Source organism: Phocaeicola sartorii JCM 17136 = DSM 21941 (genome assembly GCF_054653615.1).
On the sequence record NZ_BAAIFW010000006.1, the window covers coordinates 675,274 to 698,493 of the forward strand.

General features: G+C 39.7%; 29 protein-coding genes and 1 pseudogene. 17 read left to right on the forward strand and 13 right to left on the reverse strand.

Annotated elements, in window-relative coordinates; all coding sequences use genetic code 11:
- Positions 1 to 928 precede the first annotated feature (928 nt).
- The 9 genes from ACYQ0C_RS19755 to ACYQ0C_RS19795 all read right to left on the reverse strand — a co-directional run bounded on the left by ACYQ0C_RS19755 (position 929) and on the right by ACYQ0C_RS19795 (position 6,936).
- Positions 929 to 1,135 (reverse strand): hypothetical protein, encoded by a 207-nt coding sequence (locus ACYQ0C_RS19755; RefSeq protein WP_016277292.1) that lies wholly within the window; start codon positions 1,133 to 1,135, stop codon positions 929 to 931.
- Between the two features lie 4 nt (positions 1,136 to 1,139).
- Positions 1,140 to 1,826 (reverse strand): recombinase family protein, encoded by a 687-nt coding sequence (locus ACYQ0C_RS19760; protein ID WP_016277291.1) that lies wholly within the window; start codon positions 1,824 to 1,826, stop codon positions 1,140 to 1,142.
- A gap of 168 nt (positions 1,827 to 1,994) precedes the next feature.
- Positions 1,995 to 2,348 carry a hypothetical protein gene (locus ACYQ0C_RS19765; protein ID WP_016277290.1) on the reverse strand — a complete coding sequence of 118 codons (354 nt, stop codon included), beginning with the start codon at positions 2,346 to 2,348 and terminating at the stop codon, positions 1,995 to 1,997.
- A complete protein-coding gene (locus ACYQ0C_RS19770) occupies positions 2,335 to 3,306 on the reverse strand; it encodes a zinc-binding metallopeptidase family protein (protein WP_016277289.1) in 972 nt (323 codons plus the stop codon). The genes ACYQ0C_RS19765 and ACYQ0C_RS19770 overlap by 14 nt, the downstream gene beginning before the upstream one ends.
- Complete coding sequence (locus ACYQ0C_RS19775; RefSeq protein ID WP_016277288.1) at positions 3,275 to 4,882, reverse strand: hypothetical protein; 1,608 nt, start codon at positions 4,880 to 4,882, stop codon at positions 3,275 to 3,277. Before ACYQ0C_RS19775 ends, ACYQ0C_RS19770 begins: the two co-directional genes overlap by 32 nt.
- Before the next feature lie 105 nt (positions 4,883 to 4,987).
- On the reverse strand, positions 4,988 to 5,269 hold the full coding sequence (locus tag ACYQ0C_RS19780) for a hypothetical protein (protein WP_016277287.1): 282 nt from the start codon (positions 5,267 to 5,269) through the stop codon (positions 4,988 to 4,990).
- 28 nt (positions 5,270 to 5,297) lie between these two features.
- Positions 5,298 to 5,450, reverse strand: coding sequence for a hypothetical protein (locus ACYQ0C_RS19785; protein ID WP_159106282.1), 153 nt, complete (start codon positions 5,448 to 5,450; stop codon positions 5,298 to 5,300).
- Positions 5,451 to 5,546: 96 nt separating this feature from the next.
- On the reverse strand, positions 5,547 to 6,593 hold the full coding sequence (locus ACYQ0C_RS19790; RefSeq protein ID WP_016277286.1) for a DUF3871 family protein: 1,047 nt from the start codon (positions 6,591 to 6,593) through the stop codon (positions 5,547 to 5,549).
- Positions 6,594 to 6,753: 160 nt separating this feature from the next.
- A complete protein-coding gene (locus ACYQ0C_RS19795; RefSeq protein ID WP_016277284.1) occupies positions 6,754 to 6,936 on the reverse strand; it encodes a hypothetical protein in 183 nt (60 codons plus the stop codon).
- A gap of 452 nt (positions 6,937 to 7,388) precedes the next feature.
- Between ACYQ0C_RS19795 and ACYQ0C_RS19800 the strand changes: the two genes are divergently transcribed.
- From ACYQ0C_RS19800 to ACYQ0C_RS19810, 3 genes and pseudogenes are all read left to right on the forward strand, one after another.
- Positions 7,389 to 7,613 carry a hypothetical protein gene (locus ACYQ0C_RS19800; protein ID WP_016277283.1) on the forward strand — a complete coding sequence of 75 codons (225 nt, stop codon included), beginning with the start codon at positions 7,389 to 7,391 and terminating at the stop codon, positions 7,611 to 7,613.
- 135 nt (positions 7,614 to 7,748) lie between these two features.
- Positions 7,749 to 8,639, forward strand: a complete 891-nt coding sequence (locus ACYQ0C_RS19805) for an Rpn family recombination-promoting nuclease/putative transposase (RefSeq protein WP_016277281.1) — start codon at positions 7,749 to 7,751, stop codon at positions 8,637 to 8,639.
- 122 nt (positions 8,640 to 8,761) lie between these two features.
- Positions 8,762 to 9,469: pseudogene (locus tag ACYQ0C_RS19810) on the forward strand (YifB family Mg chelatase-like AAA ATPase); the annotation flags it as partial.
- Here the strand turns inward: ACYQ0C_RS19810 and ACYQ0C_RS19815 are convergent.
- From ACYQ0C_RS19815 to ACYQ0C_RS19830, 4 genes are read right to left on the reverse strand one after another with little or no spacing between them, the layout of a single operon-like run.
- A complete protein-coding gene (locus ACYQ0C_RS19815; protein ID WP_016277279.1) occupies positions 9,466 to 9,630 on the reverse strand; it encodes a hypothetical protein in 165 nt (54 codons plus the stop codon). The pseudogene ACYQ0C_RS19810 and the gene ACYQ0C_RS19815 overlap by 4 nt on opposite strands.
- A 54-nt stretch (positions 9,631 to 9,684) precedes the next feature.
- Complete coding sequence (locus ACYQ0C_RS19820; RefSeq protein WP_016277278.1) at positions 9,685 to 10,155, reverse strand: radical SAM-associated putative lipoprotein; 471 nt, start codon at positions 10,153 to 10,155, stop codon at positions 9,685 to 9,687.
- Positions 10,156 to 10,166: 11 nt separating this feature from the next.
- Positions 10,167 to 11,243, reverse strand: coding sequence for a TIGR04133 family radical SAM/SPASM protein (locus ACYQ0C_RS19825; RefSeq protein ID WP_016277277.1), 1,077 nt, complete (start codon positions 11,241 to 11,243; stop codon positions 10,167 to 10,169).
- Positions 11,236 to 11,676, reverse strand: coding sequence for a radical SAM-associated putative lipoprotein (locus ACYQ0C_RS19830; protein WP_016277276.1), 441 nt, complete (start codon positions 11,674 to 11,676; stop codon positions 11,236 to 11,238). Before ACYQ0C_RS19830 ends, ACYQ0C_RS19825 begins: the two co-directional genes overlap by 8 nt.
- Before the next feature lie 1,420 nt (positions 11,677 to 13,096).
- Here ACYQ0C_RS19830 and ACYQ0C_RS19835 point away from each other — a divergent pair.
- From ACYQ0C_RS19835 to ACYQ0C_RS19900, 14 genes are all read left to right on the forward strand, one after another.
- Positions 13,097 to 13,651: a hypothetical protein gene (locus ACYQ0C_RS19835; RefSeq protein ID WP_016277274.1), complete on the forward strand. Its 555-nt coding sequence runs from the start codon at positions 13,097 to 13,099 to the stop codon at positions 13,649 to 13,651.
- Positions 13,652 to 13,713: 62 nt separating this feature from the next.
- The gene (locus ACYQ0C_RS19840; protein WP_016277273.1) at positions 13,714 to 14,946 is read left to right on the forward strand and encodes a DUF4934 domain-containing protein; all 1,233 of its coding nucleotides are present in this window, start codon (positions 13,714 to 13,716) and stop codon (positions 14,944 to 14,946) included.
- A gap of 175 nt (positions 14,947 to 15,121) precedes the next feature.
- Positions 15,122 to 15,874 (forward strand): DUF4934 domain-containing protein, encoded by a 753-nt coding sequence (locus tag ACYQ0C_RS19845; protein ID WP_016277272.1) that lies wholly within the window; start codon positions 15,122 to 15,124, stop codon positions 15,872 to 15,874.
- Between the two features lie 25 nt (positions 15,875 to 15,899).
- Positions 15,900 to 16,358, forward strand: coding sequence for a hypothetical protein (locus tag ACYQ0C_RS19850; protein WP_016277271.1), 459 nt, complete (start codon positions 15,900 to 15,902; stop codon positions 16,356 to 16,358).
- 136 nt (positions 16,359 to 16,494) lie between these two features.
- Positions 16,495 to 16,674 carry a S26 family signal peptidase gene (locus ACYQ0C_RS19855; RefSeq protein WP_352231736.1) on the forward strand — a complete coding sequence of 60 codons (180 nt, stop codon included), beginning with the start codon at positions 16,495 to 16,497 and terminating at the stop codon, positions 16,672 to 16,674.
- A gap of 23 nt (positions 16,675 to 16,697) precedes the next feature.
- Positions 16,698 to 16,937 (forward strand): hypothetical protein, encoded by a 240-nt coding sequence (locus tag ACYQ0C_RS19860; RefSeq protein WP_128812199.1) that lies wholly within the window; start codon positions 16,698 to 16,700, stop codon positions 16,935 to 16,937.
- A 426-nt stretch (positions 16,938 to 17,363) separates the two neighbouring features.
- Positions 17,364 to 18,305 carry a glycosyltransferase family 2 protein gene (locus tag ACYQ0C_RS19865; RefSeq protein ID WP_128812211.1) on the forward strand — a complete coding sequence of 314 codons (942 nt, stop codon included), beginning with the start codon at positions 17,364 to 17,366 and terminating at the stop codon, positions 18,303 to 18,305.
- 4 nt (positions 18,306 to 18,309) lie between these two features.
- Positions 18,310 to 19,587, forward strand: coding sequence for a hypothetical protein (locus tag ACYQ0C_RS19870; RefSeq protein WP_016277268.1), 1,278 nt, complete (start codon positions 18,310 to 18,312; stop codon positions 19,585 to 19,587).
- Between the two features lie 17 nt (positions 19,588 to 19,604).
- Positions 19,605 to 20,015, forward strand: coding sequence for a hypothetical protein (locus ACYQ0C_RS19875; RefSeq protein ID WP_016277267.1), 411 nt, complete (start codon positions 19,605 to 19,607; stop codon positions 20,013 to 20,015).
- A 16-nt stretch (positions 20,016 to 20,031) separates the two neighbouring features.
- On the forward strand, positions 20,032 to 21,276 hold the full coding sequence (locus tag ACYQ0C_RS19880; RefSeq protein WP_016277266.1) for a DUF4934 domain-containing protein: 1,245 nt from the start codon (positions 20,032 to 20,034) through the stop codon (positions 21,274 to 21,276).
- Positions 21,269 to 21,883: a hypothetical protein gene (locus ACYQ0C_RS19885; protein WP_016277265.1), complete on the forward strand. Its 615-nt coding sequence runs from the start codon at positions 21,269 to 21,271 to the stop codon at positions 21,881 to 21,883. Before ACYQ0C_RS19880 ends, ACYQ0C_RS19885 begins: the two co-directional genes overlap by 8 nt.
- A 48-nt stretch (positions 21,884 to 21,931) precedes the next feature.
- Positions 21,932 to 22,348 (forward strand): signal peptidase I, encoded by a 417-nt coding sequence (gene lepB, locus ACYQ0C_RS19890; RefSeq protein WP_257463618.1) that lies wholly within the window; start codon positions 21,932 to 21,934, stop codon positions 22,346 to 22,348.
- Complete coding sequence (locus ACYQ0C_RS19895; protein ID WP_025077291.1) at positions 22,345 to 22,620, forward strand: S26 family signal peptidase; 276 nt, start codon at positions 22,345 to 22,347, stop codon at positions 22,618 to 22,620. Before lepB ends, ACYQ0C_RS19895 begins: the two co-directional genes overlap by 4 nt.
- 23 nt (positions 22,621 to 22,643) lie before the next feature.
- Entirely contained in the window at positions 22,644 to 23,114 is a 471-nt protein-coding gene (locus ACYQ0C_RS19900) for a hypothetical protein (RefSeq protein ID WP_025077290.1), read from the forward strand.
- Positions 23,115 to 23,220: the final 106 nt, after the last annotated feature.

The window sequence follows — 23,220 nt, forward strand, 5'->3', positions numbered from 1 at the left end:
CAAAACAAATTATCAGCCGGAAACAAGTAATTACCTTCCAATACTCCCTCCGCTATTTAAAGGTGACAATAACAAACATCAAATCCAGACAAAATTATCAAAGTACCTGACAACATTCAAAACCTAAACCCGGCTTTGATTCATTGGTCATCATCGTTTCCTTCTCTCTTTCCACCCTCAAGAGGAAAAGGAGCGGAAGCGGGGCGGGGAATTTATAGAACCTGTTCTTTGATTAATTCTTGAACAGATAAAATTGAAAAGTTATATAAAAACACTATTTCCGACCTATTTCCCCGGACATCCCCGCTCTTCTTTTTCTTGAGGCAGGGGAAGAGAAGATAACAGAACAATAAGACATCAAATCTGTCCGGACTATAACTGAGAAAAAGAAAGCTACAAACCAATCCTGACTGCTACAACCAACAAAAAAAGACTTGAACACCAACAAATATCAATCAACGGTCAGAATAATAAAAGTTCTCCAGTCATTTTTGTTTTGATTACACAAACCCGAATGAAATCAAAAATGAACAGTACCGCAACTCTTCCACATTTTCTTACTCTTTATAACAAACTTGATCCGGGTTAAGTCGAAGACAGGAGTACAGACGAAGAATGAGTGTGGTACATAACCGGAGGATGGAATAATTTATCTACATAAATGCTTATTCTTTAAGCTTTTGTACATGATTTGCACACTTTTTTATTCCACCTTGTCTTACAGTTATGTCATGCATTCCACTTACGTTTCATACTTCCGCCTCCAGCAAACTCCATAACCTGTAATTTCAGATTTTTTCAGAAGACAGTAATAGTAACCTTTTTTCTTTCTCTATATATAGGATACTAGATTTTTTTGGTTGCAAGAAGAAGAAAAAAATTAAAAAGAGAGACCTGTTTGGACCAAGTCTCCCTCTTGTTCATTGTGTCAGAATCCATAGACTGTCTCCTGCAAACGTTCAACCGCCATCCAGTTACAGTCAAGAAGCCTGAATCCGTAACCATCCTCCAGAGTCATCAGATACTCCTCAAAATCATCATACTTCTCCGAGTCACGTTTCTGCTCCTCCGACAGTTTGATCCTTATGATCTCTCCGGTACTGTAATCCAGGAGAATAAGATAGTTGTACTCCATAATTTCAATCCTCTTTTAGGTTATACCTTTTAATCAGTTTATATACCGTTGATTTTGTGAAGGAACAGCCTTTGGAAGATACAAACCCTTCCTGATTCAGGATATTTGCCATTTCATTATAGCTATGGCTCTCTTTCACTAAAATCCGTAATATAGCAACAGCCCTTTTATTGTTGGGGTTATTGTCAGCCTTATCCTTGCAAGTCCTGATACTGTTTTGGATGGCTTGCTCATGTCTATCCATCAGGTGTTCAGGATTACCAAGTTTGAATCCTCTGCTTTTCTTAGCCTGTAATGATGCCTTCGTTCTGGCTGCTATCAATTCTGCTTCGTATTGGGATATAGCCGAAATAATATGCAGTACCATTTTATTAGCCTGTGGGAAGTCGCAAAAGACTATTTCCACATCACTTTCTAACAGGTTGGATAGGAATGAAACAGACCTTGCCAGTCTATCCAGTTTTGCTACTATTAAAATAGCACCGTCCTTTCTACATGACGACAACGCTTCCTTAAGTTTGGGTCTCTCTTTTTTCCGGCCCGATTCAATTTCAATATATTCTGCAACCGGAGTTTTATCACAAAGGTAATTCTGTATTATCTCCCTCTGTGCCTCAAGTCCCAGTCCTGAATATCCTTGTTTTTGTGTGCTTACCCGGAGATAAGCCACATATTGGTTTTCATCCTTCATTGTCATTCGTTTTTTAACAATAGTTCCACTGACAAGATGGTCGTCTAATCTATGGAACCATTTACATTAATACATAAAAAAAGGCTTTCCATGAGATTGCGGGTTCTTATAAAATCTACTCTCTCACAGAAAGCCTGTTATCACATTTTCCGATTTTTCAGAGAACCGCTAATATCTTATAATATTATATGTATCAGAAACTCTCTTTTCATAATCATCGGTTCTCTCCACAAGTTCATCCACCACAGAAACAAGCATATCAAAGTAGATATCCTCTCTTTTATCCCTGATTTCTCCATCTTCACCAAGCAGACAGACTTCAAACAGGTCAGCACCCTCATTCAATACAATCTGAACTTTTCCGGTATGTTTGAATCCGTTGACTTTAAATTCAAGACCACATGCTATTACTTTCACTGTTTCAATCTCAACTCCCCAAGACATTAGAATCGGGAGATTGGATTTCAAGATGGCCCAGATATACTTGGCCAGTTCCAAATCGTAGTTCTTATCTCTTTCCATAATCCAAAGTTTTTCCGTTCATATCTTCTTCATCCTCAACCCAAAACATCCGATAATCTTCATATATCTTTCTATAATCCTCCAATCCGAAATGTGGAAAATTGGTGGAATACATGTCATAAAGATCTTCGGGAGTTAAAGTCGGGTCATTGTTCAGCATATCATAAACCTCATCCTCAAACTCATAGGGACTGAAATATGAATTACTTTGTGTATGGGGATAAGTGTCGGTACAGTCCTCTATGATATGTTCTATAAATCTCAGACACTTCATCAGGTCTTTCTTCACTGTAATCTCCTCATCGGTATGGGCATTGTAGTAACCACATGAGACGTTGATACAGGAAACTTCAAGTCCTTTTTCTTTCAAGGCCAGGATATCGGTCATCAACCCGTTCTCCTCCATGTAACCCCATTTCTCAGGTTCAAGGGCTTCTATAAACTTATCGGAACACAAGCCGGCATATCCTATACTTGTAATCAGATCCGAATCACCCTTTCTGTCTGGTTGGATAACAAACCTTACATCATCGAAGAAAGACATCACCGCCTCAGAACTTCCCTTGCAGCCTGTTTCTTCCTCTCTAAAAAAGACTACTTTCATAGAATCATATTTCTTCAGGCATTCAAGACAGATGAACACTCCATTTTTATCATCGGCTCCCAAATTCTCAAACCTCCTGTTCTTTGGCGAATAACCGAATATGACTTCCCTTGTCTCCACCGCCTTGAAATCCTTTGAATGCTTGCAGTGTGAAACCTGGTCGATATGGCTCACTAAACAGGGATAACTTTCCGATTCTCCCTTTACCACATACAGGTTCCCGAACTTATCCTTTGACACGGATATGTTTCCGGGAAGTTGTCTTATGTAGGAACAGAGGAACTTCACCATCTTCTGTTCCTTTCCGCTCGGGCTGTAGATACTATACAGCCGCTTCAATAATTGTATATTCATGATTCATCTCTTTTTTAAGTTTATAACCGTATGGAAGGTTGGTGCTCGGATTTACTTTATCAAATACATCCTCACCGAACTCCCATACATCTTCATTCTCAATCAATCCATCCAATGTGTCTATACTAATGGACTTCTCCTCATAGATACCTTCCGATTCATTCCAAATATGAATACAGATTATATCATCAAGGCTTTCATACCATTCATCATCATACTCGGAATAATACCAGTTCTTCCGCTTGAATTCATCCTCCGCTTTCTCCATACACTTCTTGCAGCAATAGTATTCCTCCGTTACTTCCGAATACATGGCGTCATCTTCCAGAATATCCGTTCCGCACTCATCACAGCAGACACAATCGTTTTCATGGTGATATTCCTGCCTGGATTCTATCCATACGAAATCATCCAGGTTGTCTGAATCCACCCGGATTTCTATTCCATTCCGATAACAGAGCCTTGTATCATCACAATAGTATTGATGATAACTATCCCATTCTCCATCATCTTCATTATCATCCCCGTAAAGATTAAGGTCCGTTGTATCAAGGTTGTATGAGGTCCCGGAGTTTTCGTAGTTATAGGCTTTGTTCTGATTATAACTATACCATTTGAAAGAATCCTGATAGGAAAGCGTGTCTTCCAGTTCCAGTTCACAATCTATTTCAAATTTTCTGTCAGACAACGAGTTGCCACAAACATCCACAAAGGAATTTGCATCATGACAGGAAGCACCGATCACCTTGTAGCCGTCAATATAATCTTCCTGAATAAGTTTATCCACAAGCAGGCGTTTCAATACATCATCACCCTCCGAGGAATACTGCCTTTCAAGCAGCCTCCATTTCTTGCCGTCCTGATCCGTAACATCGGTAAAAAGAATTGCCCTTGCTACAATCAGCCCCGTCTTGTCTATTATGTATGCAGCCTTGGCTTTTACCGAATCATGATAGAACGAAGTCCTGTTCTCATCCACCATGCATGAACCGAAACTCCCTTTACAATAGTTACTGTCATAGATTCTCCCAAAATCATTGTTGACATGAAGTTCCATATCAGGCGATTTTCCATGAGTATAAGTACACCATTGCTGAGTGAAAACATCCCCTGCAATCCAGTTTACGACACAAGGCGAGAGTAGTTTCCCTATCCCTGTTTCAAGTATAAGCTCCCTCATGAATTTTCCGGCCCTCATCTTGAAGACTCGGTTACGTTCAATGTTGACATAGCGGACCGAACTTTTATCCAGATCCTCACATACACCCTTGCTTTCGTCAGTCTGATATCGGGAGGAATAATATGTCTTGCCTATCAGTTCCACCCTATAAGGCAACTTTTCATCATTCTCTCCTGATTTGATAATGGCTTCAAATACCTTCTTTTGTAGATCAGCCATATTGTATATATGCAGCAGAGTATAGTCGTTATGTTCCCTGCAATATCTGAGCAGTGCAGGATTTTTCAGATGGCCCAGCAGTATCCTGTTCTTTCTTACCGCCACACCATTGTCTCCCTTCTCAAGTCCGAAACGGGCCTTGAATCCTTCGTAACCACAAAAATCATAGTATAACATAGTCTTCTGAATTTTAAATTGTCGGTAAATAAAAAAAGGAGGGATACTTCCTTTCAATCGGAAATATCCCTCCCCGGAATATTATCTCGGTATGTCTCAACCGTTTCAGATGAATGGTATCGTCTCGTCCTCCAGAACTCCCGATTCCACTATCTTCTTACAAATCTCATGCGAAGCTTTGTTCCTCAGGTCATATCCGTAACCTTCACTTCCCATTGTTTTAATCACTTCAACCATACTTCTGAATAAGGTCTGTTGTAGGGTCTTGTGGAATGTGGTAACTGCAATAGCGAACCTTTTCTCATTCCACCCATAGTCGTTCAGGGCATGTTCAAGTTCTTTTGCAGCCTTGAATTCCCTGCTGTTTTCCAGTTCATGTCTTTCCATAATATTCATTATTGTTTATATATTATTCCTATTGCAATGATTTAGAATAAGCACCTTTCTTACATTCATCTATACGTGACTGACATTCATCCGGTAATTCCTTCAGAATCTCAGCACATCTTTTATCAGAACAGCCTTGCGGCAATCTGTCTATGTATGTCATAATATCATTCACTTCCATATCATATATCTGTCAAAGGGTTCAACAAAAAAGGGAGAAAGACCATGTTTGTTATTTCAGTTCTTTCTCCCTTGTGAGTCAATTTATTTTTCAGGTCTAACTCAAAAACCATCCATAGTTCTCAGCATCCTCACCGTTTAAAGCTTTTTGGATACCAATCGCAAAGTCAGTGCAGTTCCGGTTCCTCTCCAAGAACTTGTCTATGTAGGACTGTTTGGCGGCGTCATTAAGAAGCTGCATCAAATCCCAGCATGAAATATTCCCTCTTCCACGTAATCCGAAATTAGGGTTTTCTATATAACCTTTCGTAGCTGCGTTTACATTGGAATCACCTAAAATCACCTTTGGCAGTTCTCCAAGTTGGGATGCAGGTAAGGCTTGATATAGCCTAAGCCTGCCAATTATCTGACAAAACTGTTCCTGTGAAATCTTCGTCCTTCCCAGATTTTCAAGCAGCCTGAGATTTTGTTCGGGATTAAAGTCTTGAAATAGTCTGAGTGCCGAACTGTATATATCTGCATCACTCATTACTTCCAGCCGTCCGGTCAGGCCATCATTGGTCAACATTAGATTTGAACAAACTTTCACTCTCCATCCGATAAAGATTTTAAATTTCTCCGGTGATTTCCGGTTGTATAAGTTCTCCTCATTCAAACTACGTACCCCACCTATGCAAAGATGCACTTCTTCTCCGTTCATCATTCTGCTCATGGAACGGATATGAAAACAGAAAGCCATACGTTGGTAATAAATCGTTTCATCTTCCGGTTTCAGTTCCTCCTTCTTTTTGGTTAATGCTCCCGGAACCCTGCCCAGGATTCTATGTGAGACTCTGATTTCCGTGTTTCCAAAGTTCTCACCCGTAAAATAAGTCCTTGCAGCCTCCTCGATCCGGTGTATGAATGTCTGGTGGCTGATTGTTAGTTGATTGTCTCCAAAACTGGGTACAATGCAATTACTCTCCAGTTCTTCAAGTGTAATACCCGAAGTGTTCGATTCTATGAAATTGGGATGTTCTTCCTGTTCTTCTTCCGATACGATTACAGCATCTTCGATTTCCTCTGTATTAATCACATCCATCATTCTTGTCATCATTCCGATTGTTCCTGGAATGACAGTAAGTTCATTAGTCATTGTTTCCATACTCTTTGTTATTTTTTAGTTGTCAATAAAATCCGGTAAACAAAAAGAAGTCGAAAAGTCCGTTATTTCTTCTTCAAACTCTTCAACTTCTTGATTCCTTTCAGTACCGAAGCTATCACCTCCAGCACCGTTATAACTACGTCCTGTGCCTTGTCATAATTCATTCATCGGACGTATTATCAGTTATTGTCGCCGCAGTATCCGTAGCGACTTTACCCGTGGCGGATTTTTTCTTTCCCAATCTGCCACCATACTTCTCTGCAAGTTCTATTACTACTGAACCTGCCACGATGATCTCCGCTACATTTGCGGCGATCTTCAATGCTTTTACTAAATTTCCCATTTCTCTAATTTTTAATTGATTGTTATTACGTTTCTATTCTCTTATATATTCTTCTCACATATAAGGCTTTGAAGGATTCAAGAAAGGGGAAGAAAAAAAGAAAAGCCGTCATCAAACCTCCTCGATCTGACTTGACTTTCCGACAGACTGCATACTTTGGGTAATCAAGACTAAAGCTGTGAAAACTACTCGTACCGTTGCTGTCCCTCGAATTAAATCTCTAACCATTATCTGAAATTAGAATTAACCCGGTAATTATTTTTATCATTAATGCCTGAAGCTGAAGCACCTTATTCCAATGGTGCTGTATATGCTCCAGGCTTTTTCTCATATATAAGGGTTTGGAAGGTTTCAGGAAGGAGAAAAATAAACGGCCACACTTTGATATATAAATGAAAAGTCCGCAAACAAAGATCCGGGCGCTCTGTTATATCCGGATAAAGGAGCATTGTATGGAAAGAACAGAACTGACTGAGGCTATAAGAAAAGTCTGTGAGATACAAAACGATATCAGAATAGACATGAGGGTGAGAGGTAAGAACTGGTACTTTGATGCCGCATACATATTTCTTGGAGAAAAAGAAGTGTATGTGACGGATACATTATATATAATAAGGATAGAAGAACTGGACACAGAGTCCTTGAACAGAATATATCAAAAGATTGTTCTAAAATAGATTCCTTCATAAGGACAATAAGTTAATTGAAACAACAAAAGTGGCGGTTCGTTGAGAATAGCCGCTTTTATCATTTTATTTTGGAGGTCTTGAGTTTTTTGCCTATCTTTGTAGTAACCCATATATCAGACCATTATGAACAGCAACAATAAAAACCAGATAATCCGTTTTGACTGGGCGATGAAACGTCTGCTCAGAAACAAGGCAAACTTCAGTGTGCTTGAAGGCCTGCTCACCACGTTATTGGGTGAGAGGATCATTATCCAGAGGCTTCTTGAGAGCGAGAGCAACCAGGAGGACGAATATGACAAGTATAACCGTGTGGATATGCTTGCCGAGAACTCCAGGGGTGAGCTGGTATTGATAGAGGTACAGAACAATAATGAATATGCCTACTTCCAGCGTATGTTGTTCGGAACTTCCAAACTGGTCACTGAGTATATCAACAGAGGGGAGAGTTATGACAAGGTCCGTAAAGTATATAGTGTCAATATAGTCTACTTCTCCCTAGGGCATGGCAGGGACTTCGTCTATCATGGAAAGACGGAATTCAGGGGGATCCACACCAATGATCTCCTGGAACTCACTCCATTCCAGAAGCAGACATTCAAGGTGGATACGGTAAGCCAGCTATATCCTGAATATTATATCCTGAAAGTGAACGGTTTTAATCAGATAGCAAAAAGTCCCCTGGAAGAATGGATCTATTATCTTAACACTGGGGAGATACCTTCCACAGCTACAGCTCCCGGTCTTGAGGAGGCTCGTGAAAGGTTGAAACTGGATAGCATGACCAAGGATGAGCTTGCTGCCTATTATCGTCACTTGGATAATATTGTAATCCTTCGTGACAATATCAATACTGAACGGGAAGAGGGCAGGGCGGAAGGGATTGAAGAAGGAATAAATAAAGGAGAAAGAAAAAAAGCAATAGAAGTTGCCCGTTATTTAAAATCATCTGGAACCTCAATAAAGTTAATTATGGGAGCAACTGGATTGACCAAAGAAGAAATTGAAGAACTATAAAACAAGTTTCTCTATATAACACTGTTTAGGAGGAGCATACATTTCGTATAGTTCCTCTTTTTTTTTGCATGATTGGTTGTTTATATAAAGTTCAAAAATACCAATCCACCACCTAATAGTTAATTAGTGTTGTCGCCATGGTAGGCGGCGGAGCCAATCCCCAACCCGGAGAGATCAGTCTTGCCCACAATGGATTGCTTTTTCTGGATGAACTGCCCGAGTTCAACAGAGGCGTGCTCGAGGTGTTGCGCCAGCCTTTGGAAGACAGGCACATTTCCATTTCACGCGCCAAATACAGTCTGGACTATCCCGCCAGTTTTATGTTGGTGGCCAGCATGAACCCATGCCCATGCGGATATTACAATCACCCAACGCGGACCTGTGTCTGCAACCCGGGACAAGTGCAGCGCTACTTGAACCGCATCTCCGGACCTCTGCTGGACCGCATTGATATCCAGATAGAAATCGTCCCCGTCCCCTTCGAAAAGATGGCGGAGGAAAACCGTGCGGAAAACAGTGCCAGCATACGCGGACGGGTAATAGAAGCGCGCAAGATACAGGCACAACGCTTTGCCGCGCATCCGGGCATTTATTGCAACGCACAAATGGAGGCCGGACTGCTCCATCAGTATGCCCGGCCCGATGAGCAGGGGTTGGATTTACTCCGTGCCGCCATGACACGCCTCAACTTGTCGGCACGCGCCTATGACCGCATCCTAAAAGTGGCACGTACCATTGCCGATCTGGATCATAGCGAGCACATCCGTTCCACCCACCTGGCAGAAGCGATCAGTTATAGAAACCTGGACCGGGAAGGATGGGCGGGCTAATTGTCAGCCTCTCCTTCTTTCAATGGAAAAATGACCTGCATCAACGCATCCAGCTCCATGTAGTTCGAAAGCATATCCTCTTCCTTGTCTGCCACATAGCCATCTGTAAGTTCTTTCTTTTCCGGAAAGAAAATATCCCAAATCTTATACCATGCATTCATCACTCACATAAATTAAGGTTTTACCAGAAAACAAACAAGTGAGTGTTTCGTTCGTTATTCTTCCGGTTTTTTCTCTTCTTTCGATAGTTTGACTACCGGAGCAGTGTACTCAAATTGCCCCTCAAACCAGCCATTCCCTTTTTTCAACTGTTTCTTATCCATCTTCTCCAAGGCTATGGAATCCGATTTAAAGGCACCTCCCTTGTTCTCACCGTCCGTATCGTCAAAATAAACCTTCTGCTGATCAATGGCTACAGTGGACAACTCATGGCTCTTGAACTCTCCTTTCGCATTTGTATATACCGTATCGGCATTATCATCCGCATTGTCCCAAGCAGTTCTTACCACCACCCGGATACCCTCCAACGGCACGTCCTCCTCCGAGAGCACCGTTCCCTTCACCTGAAAATCAACGATAGGGCAACCATACATATCCTCGTTTCCGCCCGATCCGTCACAACCCGCAAAGCCCAAGACACTCAACGTGCCGGCCAGTATCCTGCTCACTAATTTTCTTTTTTCCATATCCAGTCTATTTAAAGTTTTTGTATTCTCTTCAGATGGCAGAACAGCAACTCCCCGTTTCCATCACGCAAATGCATACCGCTACCCTTGCAATATCGGAAAAACTGGCAGTCCCCGCACTCCCCTTTACGCATCCATTCACGATCACGATAAGGCTGATACCTGGTGTTCCAAACCTCCATGAAATCATCTTGATAGATATTTCCCTGATGATAATCCGCGCGAATGCTGGGACAGGCAGAAATAGCCCCGTCCACCAATACAGAACCCACCGACACCCCAGCCTGACAGGCAAAGAAATAATCACGCACCTCTCCCTCATAGTTACCCAAAAAGCCCTCGCAACCATAATTCAACCGGATACGTCCTTCCTTGCGCGTACCTTTTATAAAGTCCATCACCCCACGGAAATCCTCGTTGGAAAGTTGTAACTCCTGATCTTTTGCAGCCCTTCCCACGGGGAAAACCGTGAAAAGCCGCCAGCGCCTCACCCCTATGCTCAACAGGAATTCTTTCATCTCTTCCAGCCGCATGTAACTATGCTTGTTGACACAAGTCACTACATCAAAAACAAAGCCGGGCTCTTCCGCCATGATGCGTATGGCCTCCACAGCCCGCTCAAAGCTTTGTGCATTTCCCCTCATCCAGTTGTGATCCGCTGCAAACCCATCCAGGCTGACTGTAGCCGTATGCAACCCCGACGAACGTAAACGGCGGAAGCGTTCGCGTGTCATATACAACCCATTCGTTACCATTCCCCACGGAAAGCCTTTGTCATAAATTGCCCGTCCGCACTCTTCCAAATCTTCACGCATCAACGGTTCGCCCCCCGTAATAATGACAAATACCTTATGAGGATCGGTCTGCCTCGCCACACTATCCAGCACCTTTAGAAAATCTTCTTTCGGCATATCGGGATGGCCGGCCATTTTCTTACAATCGCTGCCACAATGGCGGCAATGCAAATTACACCTTAAGGTGCATTCCCAAAACAATTGTTTCAAAGGATGCCGGTTCACCAAATCATTGTTCAGTTTCCGCGCAATCTCAAGCCCGAGACGATGGCGCAGGGATAAAGGCTCATTCATCACTCTCCCTTTCCTCCAATTTGACGCGGATTTCCTCTCTTCCAAAATAAGTATCCTTAATCGAGACTTCTACAGTGTGTGATTTGAACGAACCGTTTTTCGCACCATCCACATCCTCAAAGGTCAGTTTGGCCTTGGCGGTTTCCAAGTCATCCATCCCTCCTGACAAGTCCTGCTCGGTCCTGCCTTTTGCATTGGTATAGGTCGTATCTCTGACCAGTTCTCCATTTATACCTTTATATTCCAGCACTGTCCGGATACCTTCAATCGGTTTCTCGTCCGCATCCGTCACCAAGGAGCGAATGTAGTGCTTCGCTATAGTGCCGTACATACAAATCAATTCTTCCTCCTCGTCACTACATGCCGAGAATCCCAACAAAACCAATGCCCCGGACAAAAGGCGGTACATCAGTGTTTTCTTTTTTGCATTCATGTTTGTCCTCATATTAAATATTAAAGCCGTTAACAATCAGTCCTTTCTTTTAAAATGCACGAACCTGCAGAAGACTGCACCAATTCTTCAGTAATATTTGTTGGCGGATTCATTATGTACTGAAAGTTGGTGCAATGGCTGATGGAGTAGGGTGCGATACATACAAAAGCCACCATATTTTTAAAATACGCCTTCATCTTTTAAAAATAGATCTTCATCTTTTTTAAAAACAACTATACGTTTTTTAAACACGCCAGCATGTTTCGTGAACAGACCTAGCCTGTTCAGTGAACAAGCCTAGTCTGTTCCGCGCACAGACCTAGTCCGTTCAGTGTACAAACCTAGCTTGTTCATCGCATTCTCCCCCCGCTAAGTCAACATTCCCCTTTCTCCCATCACCCTTTCATTTTATGCAATACCCTCAGACAATCAGCCGGTTAAAACTGAAACCACATCCCCTCACTCCCGTTTCAGCCGTACTGTTGTCTCCTTTCACCCAAAAGGGCAAGTAACAAAATGATCGTCACTGGCATGAGATAGCTGTGAGGTCTGTTTGGTTGTAAAGAAAAGTATGTGGACTTCGTGAGCCAAGTAAGCGGTATTACTTTGCCTAGGAACATATCTTACTTTGCCCACGAAGATATCTTACTTTTTTCAGTGGGATATTTTTCCCTGAAATCGGTTGCCTCGTGTAGCCACAAAAAAACGTACATGAGTTATTCATTAACAAACAAGTTATGTGATGCAGAACGCTGCTTTATCGCCAGTGAAGTCATCTCAGATCGTCTAAGTCGAGGTATGGCGATGAAAAATATGGTATCAGTGAAGTTTCACTTTAGCGCTGGATTCGTAAATTTGCAGTCGACAAAGGCAATTTAACCATGGAAATAGAAGAATCAAAGAAGGCAAGTGACACTAAAAATGGTTGACTTCAAGCCTGAAAGGAGGCTGAAAGGACAATGACAGGGTAATGACAGAAGCCCCTACATAGCCGGAGTTCCCGTCATGAAAGGGAAAATGTCATCCGAAGAAAAGCAACAGTCCCTTATTTTCTGCAGCAAGGCGAAAAACATGCCAATATAACCTCAATTTACAAAAAACGCCCATTTCATCGAAGTAACAAGAATATACGTATAAAAAATGTAACGGTTTTCCCTGTTTTTGTAACGGTTTTCGTCTATTTTGTAACGGTTTTAAAGTAACAACCAAGCATATTTAACATTATCTTCGCAAAAATGAGAAACACAATGAAAACGAAAAGACAGCTTTTTTATACTGATAGTTTGAAAATTGGTAAAATAGATCTTTATACATTAATGATATCCCTCAAACTGAAGATCTGAGTGAAATCTATTTGAGAATCAGAGAAGGACTTCGAAAAGGAACGTTATCAAAAAAAACATTTAAAACAACAAGAACCATGAAAACAACATTTACTCTAATCTTAGTAGCATGCGCGCTATTGGCAGGTTGTAAAAGTACCACAACACCCCTCACACAGGAGGAAGAAAAACTGGTTGGAAAATACTATTTTTCAGAAACAAAAGACCTAGAAAAGATGGTGGAAGGCATGTCTGCTACGTTTCTTATGGAAGGTTATACTGAATATAATTCGGACAGGACGTGCGAAAATGAGGGAACGGTAAAGATCGTTATGGTCTCTAAAAATATAAAAGAGGTTATAATCAATGTTCAATATCAGTTTTCTTCCGAGGGCAATTGGAAAATAGAAAACGGGGAATTGATGGAAGTGGCGAATCCGGAAAGTTTCCGATTCGAACTCAGTAAATCGGATGCCAAGTCGGAAGCTGCTAAAAAAGCGGTTAAAGTCCTTGAGAGAGCTTCCGGGATGATCGCTTCCTTGATTAAGGATTCAATGATGAAATCGGAAAACGCGAAGATAATAGAACTTACCGATACGAAACTGGTGATGGAACAAGACGGACAACAATACACTGCTACCAAAGTGAAATAAGAAATGAAAACATGTGCCGCTTCATAGGAACTTTTCATGTAATATAAGTTAGAACTTTAGTTATGAGAAACTTATTGTATGGCCTGCTCCTTCCCTTTTTATGGGGATGTACAAGCCAAGGTAATAAATCACAAAGTGGATTTGCACTAGAGACATCGGAAGATGTCTCTATGCTACCTATATCTGTAGAAAATGGAATAAACATCAGAGTCGGATCGCCTTTGCCCGAAATAAAAGCTTCGGAACTGATTGACGATTATAAATATATCCCATTGGAAACAAATAGCGAATCCTTTATGGGCCAATTACATAATGTAATATTCTATGAGGACAATCTATATGTACATGATATAGAAGGAAATATGATATGCATATTTGACAGAAACGGACGCTATCTGAATAAAGTAGGCATACAAGGAGACGGGCCGGGTCAGTTCAGTACATTACTACAGGATGTCATAATTGACCCCTTCGCCAAACGCATGATGATATACGACCAAGGATTAGGGAAGATACTTTATTTCTCATTGAAAGGTGATTATCTATTCTCCCGAAATATGCATCTGCGTATAAATGGTGATTTTCAAATGATATCCCCGAATCAGATTCTAACCTACCAAGCTAAATGCAGGCATAATGTTCATTTAGGTGAAATGGATTCTTACCGAATTATCATGTTAGATTCCCTTCTTAAAGTATCAGGCTACGGCCATCTATATGATGACAATACAAATTCCAACTATTCACCTCCAGTATTTCCACACAGCAATGAAGGGGTTTTATATAATCCGATCTTTACAACTGATTTTTATTCCATTACTCCCAAAAGTATAGATTTGAAGTATCACCTTGACTACACCAATTTTGGGAATCCCATAAACCCCGATAAAGTTGCAGAATTGGATGATAGAAAAAAGATTATAGACTATCTGTTTTCTACGACGCATACGATGATTAAGCCTGTAGAAACTGTAGACTTTTTCTTATTCAGAACTTATTCCCAAAGCAACGATAATAGATTCTATACCTATTATGACAAAAAAGCAAAACGCAACCTGTCGTTCCGAAAGATTATACCAGACATAGACTTTGCTTTCGACTATATCCTTTCTAATTGCGATGACTATATAGTAGGAGAAGTGAATATTTCCACATTAAGGACCCTAGCAGAATTATGTAAACAAGGTTCTGTAAAAGGGAAAAAAGAGAACTTGGAAATGATAGAAAAATTAAATGATGATGACAACAGCGTATTGGTGCTGTTCAAGCTTAAACCATTAAAACAACATGAATAAGAAACACTGCCAAGGAATTTATCTGGTGGCAGTAGCGGTCTCGGCCATATCCCTCACTTTTCTAACCATGTTTCCCTTCATACAAGGAAGCTCAAAAGAAACTTTTTAAAGAATTCATTTTATTTACTGACAGAACCGATTAGGGGTAGCTAATTTTTAATAAACTATTGATGATATGCGACATGTAGAAAAACTTATTCTATTTTACTTGGTAGTCATCCTCACCGGATGTCACTTCAAAAAAACAAACGATATTAGCGAAGGGCTAAAAGCCTCAAATTTGTGTGACACGGTTAGTTTCGCCATGGAAACAGAGAATGCGGTAACCATAACCGTACCACCACCTACTGATAATCTGAAGGCCTCCGACCTATTTGAAGACTTCAAATACATTCCTCTAGAGAGTTCTGAAAAATCTTTCATGGGACAATATCAAGGTCTCTGCCTCTATGAAAACCGAATTTTTGTCCATGACATCGAAACCAATATGATCTATATCTTTAACCTACAGGGAAAGTTCATCAATAAGGTCGGAAAAAGGGGAAACGGGCCGGGAGAATTTTTCCAACCGGAATCAATGACCGTTGACCCATTCAGAAAACAATTACTGGTTTATGATACATTTATCAAGGAAATGTTCTATTTCACCCTCGATGGAGATTTTTTGCGCTCAGAACAGATGGCAATTAGGAGTTATCAGAACTTCAAAGTAATAAGTCCCAATTTGATCGCTTTTGGAGTGGGCCGGACACTCGAGAACCCACAGCTAAAGGAAATAAACAAGTACAACATTATCTATACGGACTCTGCATTAAATGTGCGGGGAGGGGTTCATAAAGGGGAAGAAAATTATATTCCACACTTTTCACTCCCTTGTTTCAGCTCGAATAACGGACAAGTCTATTATACCCCCCCCCTACGCTTCTGATATTTATGAATTTGTAGGAGACACATTGGTAAGTAGATTCCATCTGGACTATTCAAAATGGGATAATCAATTTAATCTGGAAAAATTAAAAGAGCTGGAAGCCAATGAAAAGGGAAGATATTATTATAATTCGGTACATGTAAAATCTCCTGTTCTATCCAGCAACCGCTTTCTTTTTTTTAAGACCATTACAGAAGAGACACGCGACAACTTCCATAGCTATTACGACAAAGTGACAGGTAAAATCTTGTCATTCGATATTTATAAAATAGAAGCGGAGAATGATTTAGTATTCACTACTGTACTAGCCAGTCATGGAGATTATTTTATTGGCTATGTATCAGCTGAGGCATTGATTTATTTAAAAGAAGAACGTGAAAAAAAAGGAATTGCAATGAAACCGGAAATTAGCAACATGATTAATAGTTTGTATACGGATGATAATGATGTGATTGTTTTGTTTAAATTTAAACCCATACAGTAAAGAATAAATGAATCAGTTAAAATCATTAGATTTTGAAGTATTGCTTCTTCTCAGAATTATCATTTTATGAGAACTTATAATTTAGCAAATGAAATTACTCAAAAAACGTTTCAGTTAAATCTGGATCAACAACTGAATCCAGAAAAGGAAGAATTGCTATTTCGTCATGGGAGACGAACGAGAAAACTCACTCGATAGCCGTTATATTAGGATTCATTCCTTATCAAAGCATAGAAGGCCGCATTTCTCATGTCTCTATTCACCGAAAGCCTCGGATTACGGAGTGGAATCTTTGGGAGTGAAGCGGATACAGTAGATCGGTTTACAAGAAATTATAACATGAAAAACAAGTTATGTGATGCAGAACGCTGCTTTATCGCCAGTGAAGTCATCTCAGGTCGCCTAAGTCGAGGTATGGCGATGAAAAATATGGTATCAGTGAAGTTTCACTTTGGCGCTGGATTCGTAAATTTGCAGTCGACAAAGGCAATTCAACCATGGAAACAGAAAGATCAAAAAAGGCAAGTGACACTAAAAATGGTTGACTTCAAGCCTAAAAGGAGGCTGAAAGGACAATGACAGAGTAATGACAGAAGTTCCTACATAGCCGGAGCTTCCATCAACAAGGCGTTTCAGCGATAACTGAAAGGAGGAAGGAACAACCGGATTTTATTGCTGTGGCATACAAAATGAAGTTAATCTCAGCATCCCTACAGGTACACGAACGGATAATTATCAATGGAAATCTCCCGTCATGAAAGGGAAAATGTCATCCGAAGAAAAGCAACAGTCCCTTATTTTCTGCAGCAAGGCGAAAAACATGCCAATATAACCTCAATTTACAAAAAACGCCCATTTCATCGAAGTAACAAGAATATACGTATAAAAAATGTAACGGTTTTCCCTGTTTTTGTAACGGTTTTCGTCTATTTTGTAACGGTTTTAAAATAACAACCAAGCATATTTAACATTATCTTCGCAAAAAGAATCTAAGAAAAATAAATGATGCACCGACAATTGAAAGACATATCTATTATCATTCCGTGTTTGAATGAAGCGGCTTGTATTGAGACACTCTATAAAGAATTATCACAAGTATTAGCTTCTTATTCCTACCCCTATGAACTGCTGTTTGTAGATGATGGGAGTACAGATAATACTTTAGAAGTCTTGTCTATCATAACTCAAGCAGACAATCGCGTGCACTGGATAAGTCTTTCTCGCAATTTTGGCCATCAGAAAGCATTAAAAGCTGGAATTGATGCAGCAAAGGGACAAATTGTTATAACAATGGACGCGGACATGCAACATCCACCAACAGTTATTCCCCGAATGTTGGAACTTTGGCAGGAAGGCTATGACATTATAAATACCGTCCGCATGGAAAACCATAAATGCAGCCCATTCAAAAAGCTGACTTCCCAATGGTTCTACCGCTTGATGAATGTCTGGTCGGAAGTCCATATAGTGAAAGGAGGAGCTGATTTCCGTTTACTTGACGACAAGGTAATACGCGTATTGCGTGAGTGCCGCGAAGAGTCTCTTTTTCTACGCGGAATGACAGCGTGGGTAGGATTCCGCCAAATCCAAATACCTTATGAGGCTAATGTACGCTATGCCGGTGAGACAAAGTATTCTTTAAAAAAAATGTTTTCTTTTGCACTATGCGGGATAACCTCTTTCAGCGTCCGCCCTTTGCGGTGGGCAGTTGGCTTGGCCGGATTTTTTGCCTTATTGAGCGTAGCAGAAATACTTTATGCTGCCTATATTGCTTGTTTCACCGAACAAGCTGTTTCGGGATGGGCATCTCTGGCAATACTGATTTCTGCACTTGGTGCGACAATCTTGTTAATGCTGGGAATTATTGGAGAGTACTTGGGAAAGTTGTTCATGCAGTGCAAGCAACGACCGGAGTATATTATAAAGGAAAAATACATGAAAGAATAACCGTATGAAGAAAAAAGAAATTTATATTTATGTAATAATATTGATAGCTGTAAGTATAGCTATCTATTATCCGGTAACTGATTATCCCTTTATGAAAAGTTGGGATGACCAGTGGCAAGTCTTGAATTTCTATACCACAAATGGGTTATCAATGAATAGTATAATATCTATTTTTTCTACATTTTATAATGGACAGTATTCTCCATTAAATCAATTGTACTATACAGCTATTTTCCATTACTTTGGTTTTAATGCCTCTGTCTTTCATTTATTCAGCCTATTATGGCATGTAGGTTATACAATATTAATATTTTGTTTTATCCATAAATTGTTAAATGAATATCATAGAAAACCTGCTCATGCCAATATGTTAATTGCATTAGGAGTTTCTATATCAGTTGCAATACACCCAGTTAACGCAGAAGTCGTATCATGGCTGAGCGCATCAAAAGTTTTGCTGTGTTCCTTTTTTTATATGGCATCTTTATTATGTTATCTATGTTACATAAAAAATGAAAGGACTATTCTTTATATTGGAAGCTTATTTTTTTTCCTTTGTGCTTTCTTCTGCAAAGAGCAAGCGGTTACATTACCATTATGTTTGCTATTAATAGATTGGTTTGTGCGAAGAAATATGCATTCCAAAATGATAATTATAGAGAAGATTCCATTTTTCACGATGACATTATGTATGCTAGCAGTTACTTTTGCTTCTTATCAGGAAACTTTTATAGATGTCGTAACAGACAATAACAATTATCCATTGTTTCAACGAATAATATTTTGCGGGTATGCAATCTGCGAGTATATTCAGAAAACACTTCTACCGATGAACCTACAGTATATTTATCCATATCCGATGAATGTAGGGGATTCTTTACCAGTCCGTTTTTATTTTTATTTACTGATAGTCCCCGCATTAGGATATATAATCTACATGTGTAGAAATCAAAAAATAATTATATTTGGAATATTATTCTTTCTAATACAATTATCGCTTTTTCTACATATCATTCCGTTACCTCGTTTCACTATTACGGCAGATAGATATTTATACATAGCTTCCATTGGCCTGTTATTTATGCTATCATATTATTTTCACTATGCAGTATGGCTATATTGTGCCAAATGGAAATACATTTGTATTCCTACTCTAATTATATTATTAGGAATAATAGGGTGTTATACACGACATTGTAGTCAGAAATGGGAGAGTGAAAAATCACTAAAATATGAAATAAAACAAATATTAGAAGAACGAAAGAAGTTCTATAATTATTAATCTAAAAATTTACAATTATGAAAACAAAACATTTAGTTTTTATGGGAGCAGTTATCTTACTCGCAACAGGTACTGCAAGTAACTTTCAGTGGTCAATAAACAAGTATGGTCTATTATCTGGTTCGTTGTCGAAACAAGTATTAGCTTTAAGTAGCAACGATACATCAGATGGTAAAGATGGGGATACAGATGATACAGGAACGAATGAAAAAACATACAAAGAGAAAAAGTATCAAGGAGAAAAAAGAACATTAACTACGACCACCACAACAACCAAAACCGTTGGAGTCAACATTGGGATTATAAAAGGTGAAACAACTACAGTTAAAACGGAAACAGAAACAACCTATCAATACTTGAATGAATGTATAGGAGAAGGTGATTTAAAGAATTGTATTTCTTCATGGGATTCAACTCCTATACGATAATATTTATGATATATTTATGATAATATATATATATAAATTTCTTTATGTACTCCCAATCATTACAATGATTGGGTGTACGTATAAAGGCAATAAAGCATTGAACAGTTTTACTTTCAAAACAGCTGACAATGCTTCCGTATTACCTTTATCACAAGAGAGTGGATTAAAAATAAAAGTAGAAGAACCTTTGCCTGGAATAAAAGCCTCAGAATTGGTCGAATCTTATAAATATATTCCACTGGAAACTCGAAATGAATCTCTAATAGGATACATCCGGAAAGTTTGGTTCTACAGTGATAGAATTTACGTCCGAGACGTAGAGACAAATATGATTTATATATTTAATCAGTCCGGAAAATACTTGAATAAAATAGGTCAGAGAGGTAATGGACCTGGAGAATTTTCCGACTTGTTGTACGGAATGACCATCGACCCTTTTGCCAATCGTCTATTGGTTTATGACCAAGGAAAAAGAAAAATGAATTATTTTACATTAGACGGAGCCTATTTATTCGATAGAGATGTCCCTATGATTCTTGATAGTAATTTCTCCGTCATGTCGCCAAACAGGATTTTGGTTTCAAATCACAAAAACATTGAAAATGATCATCTCGGGAAGTGGGATTCATATAGAATCATTCAGTTGGATTCTCTTTTACAAATAGCTGGAGGAGGATATGAATACGATGATAACGTACATGCTCGTTATTTATCTCCGGTATTTCCTCCTTCTGGTGAAAATATTTTATACAATCCAATGTTTTCCAATGACTTTTACTCCGTTTCTTCTGCCGGACTCAATCTGAAATATAGTCTTGACTATAGCCGCTTTGAAAATGTGATTGATACCGGCTATGTTAATAAGTTGAACAATGCGGGAGATATATTTGATTATATGGAGTCTACAACTTACGTATTACCGGAATGTATAGAAACATCAAGTTTTTTTTGGTTCAAGACCCACTCACAAAATAATTCAAATGAATTTTATACCTACTATGATAAGGGTTCCAAACTGAATGTATCTTTTCGTAAGGTCATTCAAGATGTAGATTTTATTTACGATTACACAAAGGCCTACTGCGATGATTATATAGTCGGCATAGTTGACGTGCCTACTTTACGGGCATTGTATGATGCCTGTAAGAAAAATCTAGTAAAAGGGAAAAAAGAGAATATGGAAATGATAGAAAAGATGAAAGATGATGACAACAGTGTATTGGTGCTTTTCAAACTTAAACCATTAAAACGATATGAATAAGAAACATAGCCAAGGAATTTATCTGGTGGTAGTGGCGGTCTCGGCCATATCCCTCACTTTTCTAATCATGTTTCCTTTCATACAAGGAAGCATAAAAGAAAATGAGAATAGATATCGAGTAGAACAATTGCCTGATTCCGCCAGCTATATGATGAAAAATTTTAAAAGAGGTTTGGAAGTGGAAGGGTTAGAACTGAATGATGTATCCCTGTACACTCAAGATAAAAACACGTCTTTGCACAAATTAGTAAAAGAGCCAACACTCGTATTTCGCTTTTTTGAAACGAATTGCGAACCGTGCATTCTCGCAGAAATGACTGCCGTGAAAGAATGCACAGACAGTATACAACATAAAGTATTGCTAATAGGCTCGTATGCAACCTATAAGGGAATGAGAGCTTTTTTAGCTGCCAATAAAAAGGATTCATTATTAGCCTACCGGATGAATCCTTTGGATACTTTAAAATGGGAGCCGGACAAATATGAAAGTCCCTATTATTTCATCCTTTATCCGGGCGGAAAAACCTCGCATTTCTTCATGGCGGTACCCGACTACATAAAATATACAAGAAAATATTTAGAAGGAATAACCAACCTGCTGAAATAGAACAGTAAAAGAAAGGAGGAAGTTCTGAGAAAGAAAAAATACATATTTATTTGGGCAACCGTTTTATCGTTCTCTGGCATCATAAAACTTCTGCTTGGCGAGTGGGCAACCGTTCCTACTTCAAGCATGGTTCCCACTATATTACCCGGTGACCTAATATGGTATGAAAAATATAGCTATGGCGCAGTGATGCCTACAAGGATTTCAGAATTGCCTGTGCTCAACCTTCTCTGCCTGATTCCGGCTGTATGGGAAAAAGACAAGATCAGAAATTGGGGATACCACCGTACCCCCGGTTTTAACAAACCGGCACGAATGGACATCATTGTATTCCGCAATCCGCTGGACAGGAACCAACTGCTAACCAAACGCATCATCGGACTTCCGGGAGATACGCTGACAATACGTCGCGATAAAATTTATATCAACGGAAAGGTTATAAAGGATATTGCCCGTAAAAAATGACTTGGGTAAATGCAGAGATAGGATTTCCAACGGACAAAAAGGGAAAATGGACAACGCTGAATTACGGTCCGCTTCCTATCCCCAAAAATGAAGCTGATGAAAGGAAGAATTGCTATTTCGTCATGGGAGACGAACGAGGAAACTCACTCGATAGCCGTTATATAGGATTCATTCCTTATCAAAGCATAGAAGGCCGCATTTCTCATGTACTCTATTCACCGAAGGCCTCGGATTACGGAGTGGAATCTTTGGGAGTGAAGCGGATACAGTAGATCGGTTTACAAGAAATTATAACATGAAAAACAAGAACAAAGTGAAAACAAGTAAAAACATGAGAGTATGCTGCCTCTTAGCATTATGCAGCGTATGTTTCTGCGGATGTTCATTCGCACAGAAAACAGTTGTCAGCAAGAGTGTCGTTTGCGTATCAGACTATGATGCCAATATCAGCTCTACAGAACTGGACAAAGTATGGAACTCCGGGTATAAATACATTTTCTCTATGCCCGACAGTGCAAGGCTGGTAACCTATCAAACACTACAGAAACTGCTTGCCACTCCGGCGTACACCCCCAGCAACACCCTTGTCCTGTGCTCTGACCAAACGTATGAACTAACCAAAGATGCCTGCAATGGCAATGCCACCGTTTCAAAAGCACTAGGCAGCTCATTGTCGCCCAAAGGCATGAAAATAAAAGAATATAAGGTTGAGAAGCCTTCGTCCAAGGAGTACGACTACAAATTTTCATTGACAACAGAACATTAACCCCTCAAAGACCCATTGGCGCGATGACACTTCCCCACGAACCGGGATTCCGCCAATGGGTATATGCCAAGCACTTGCCACTTCCCCCCCCTGCCATGAAAACACT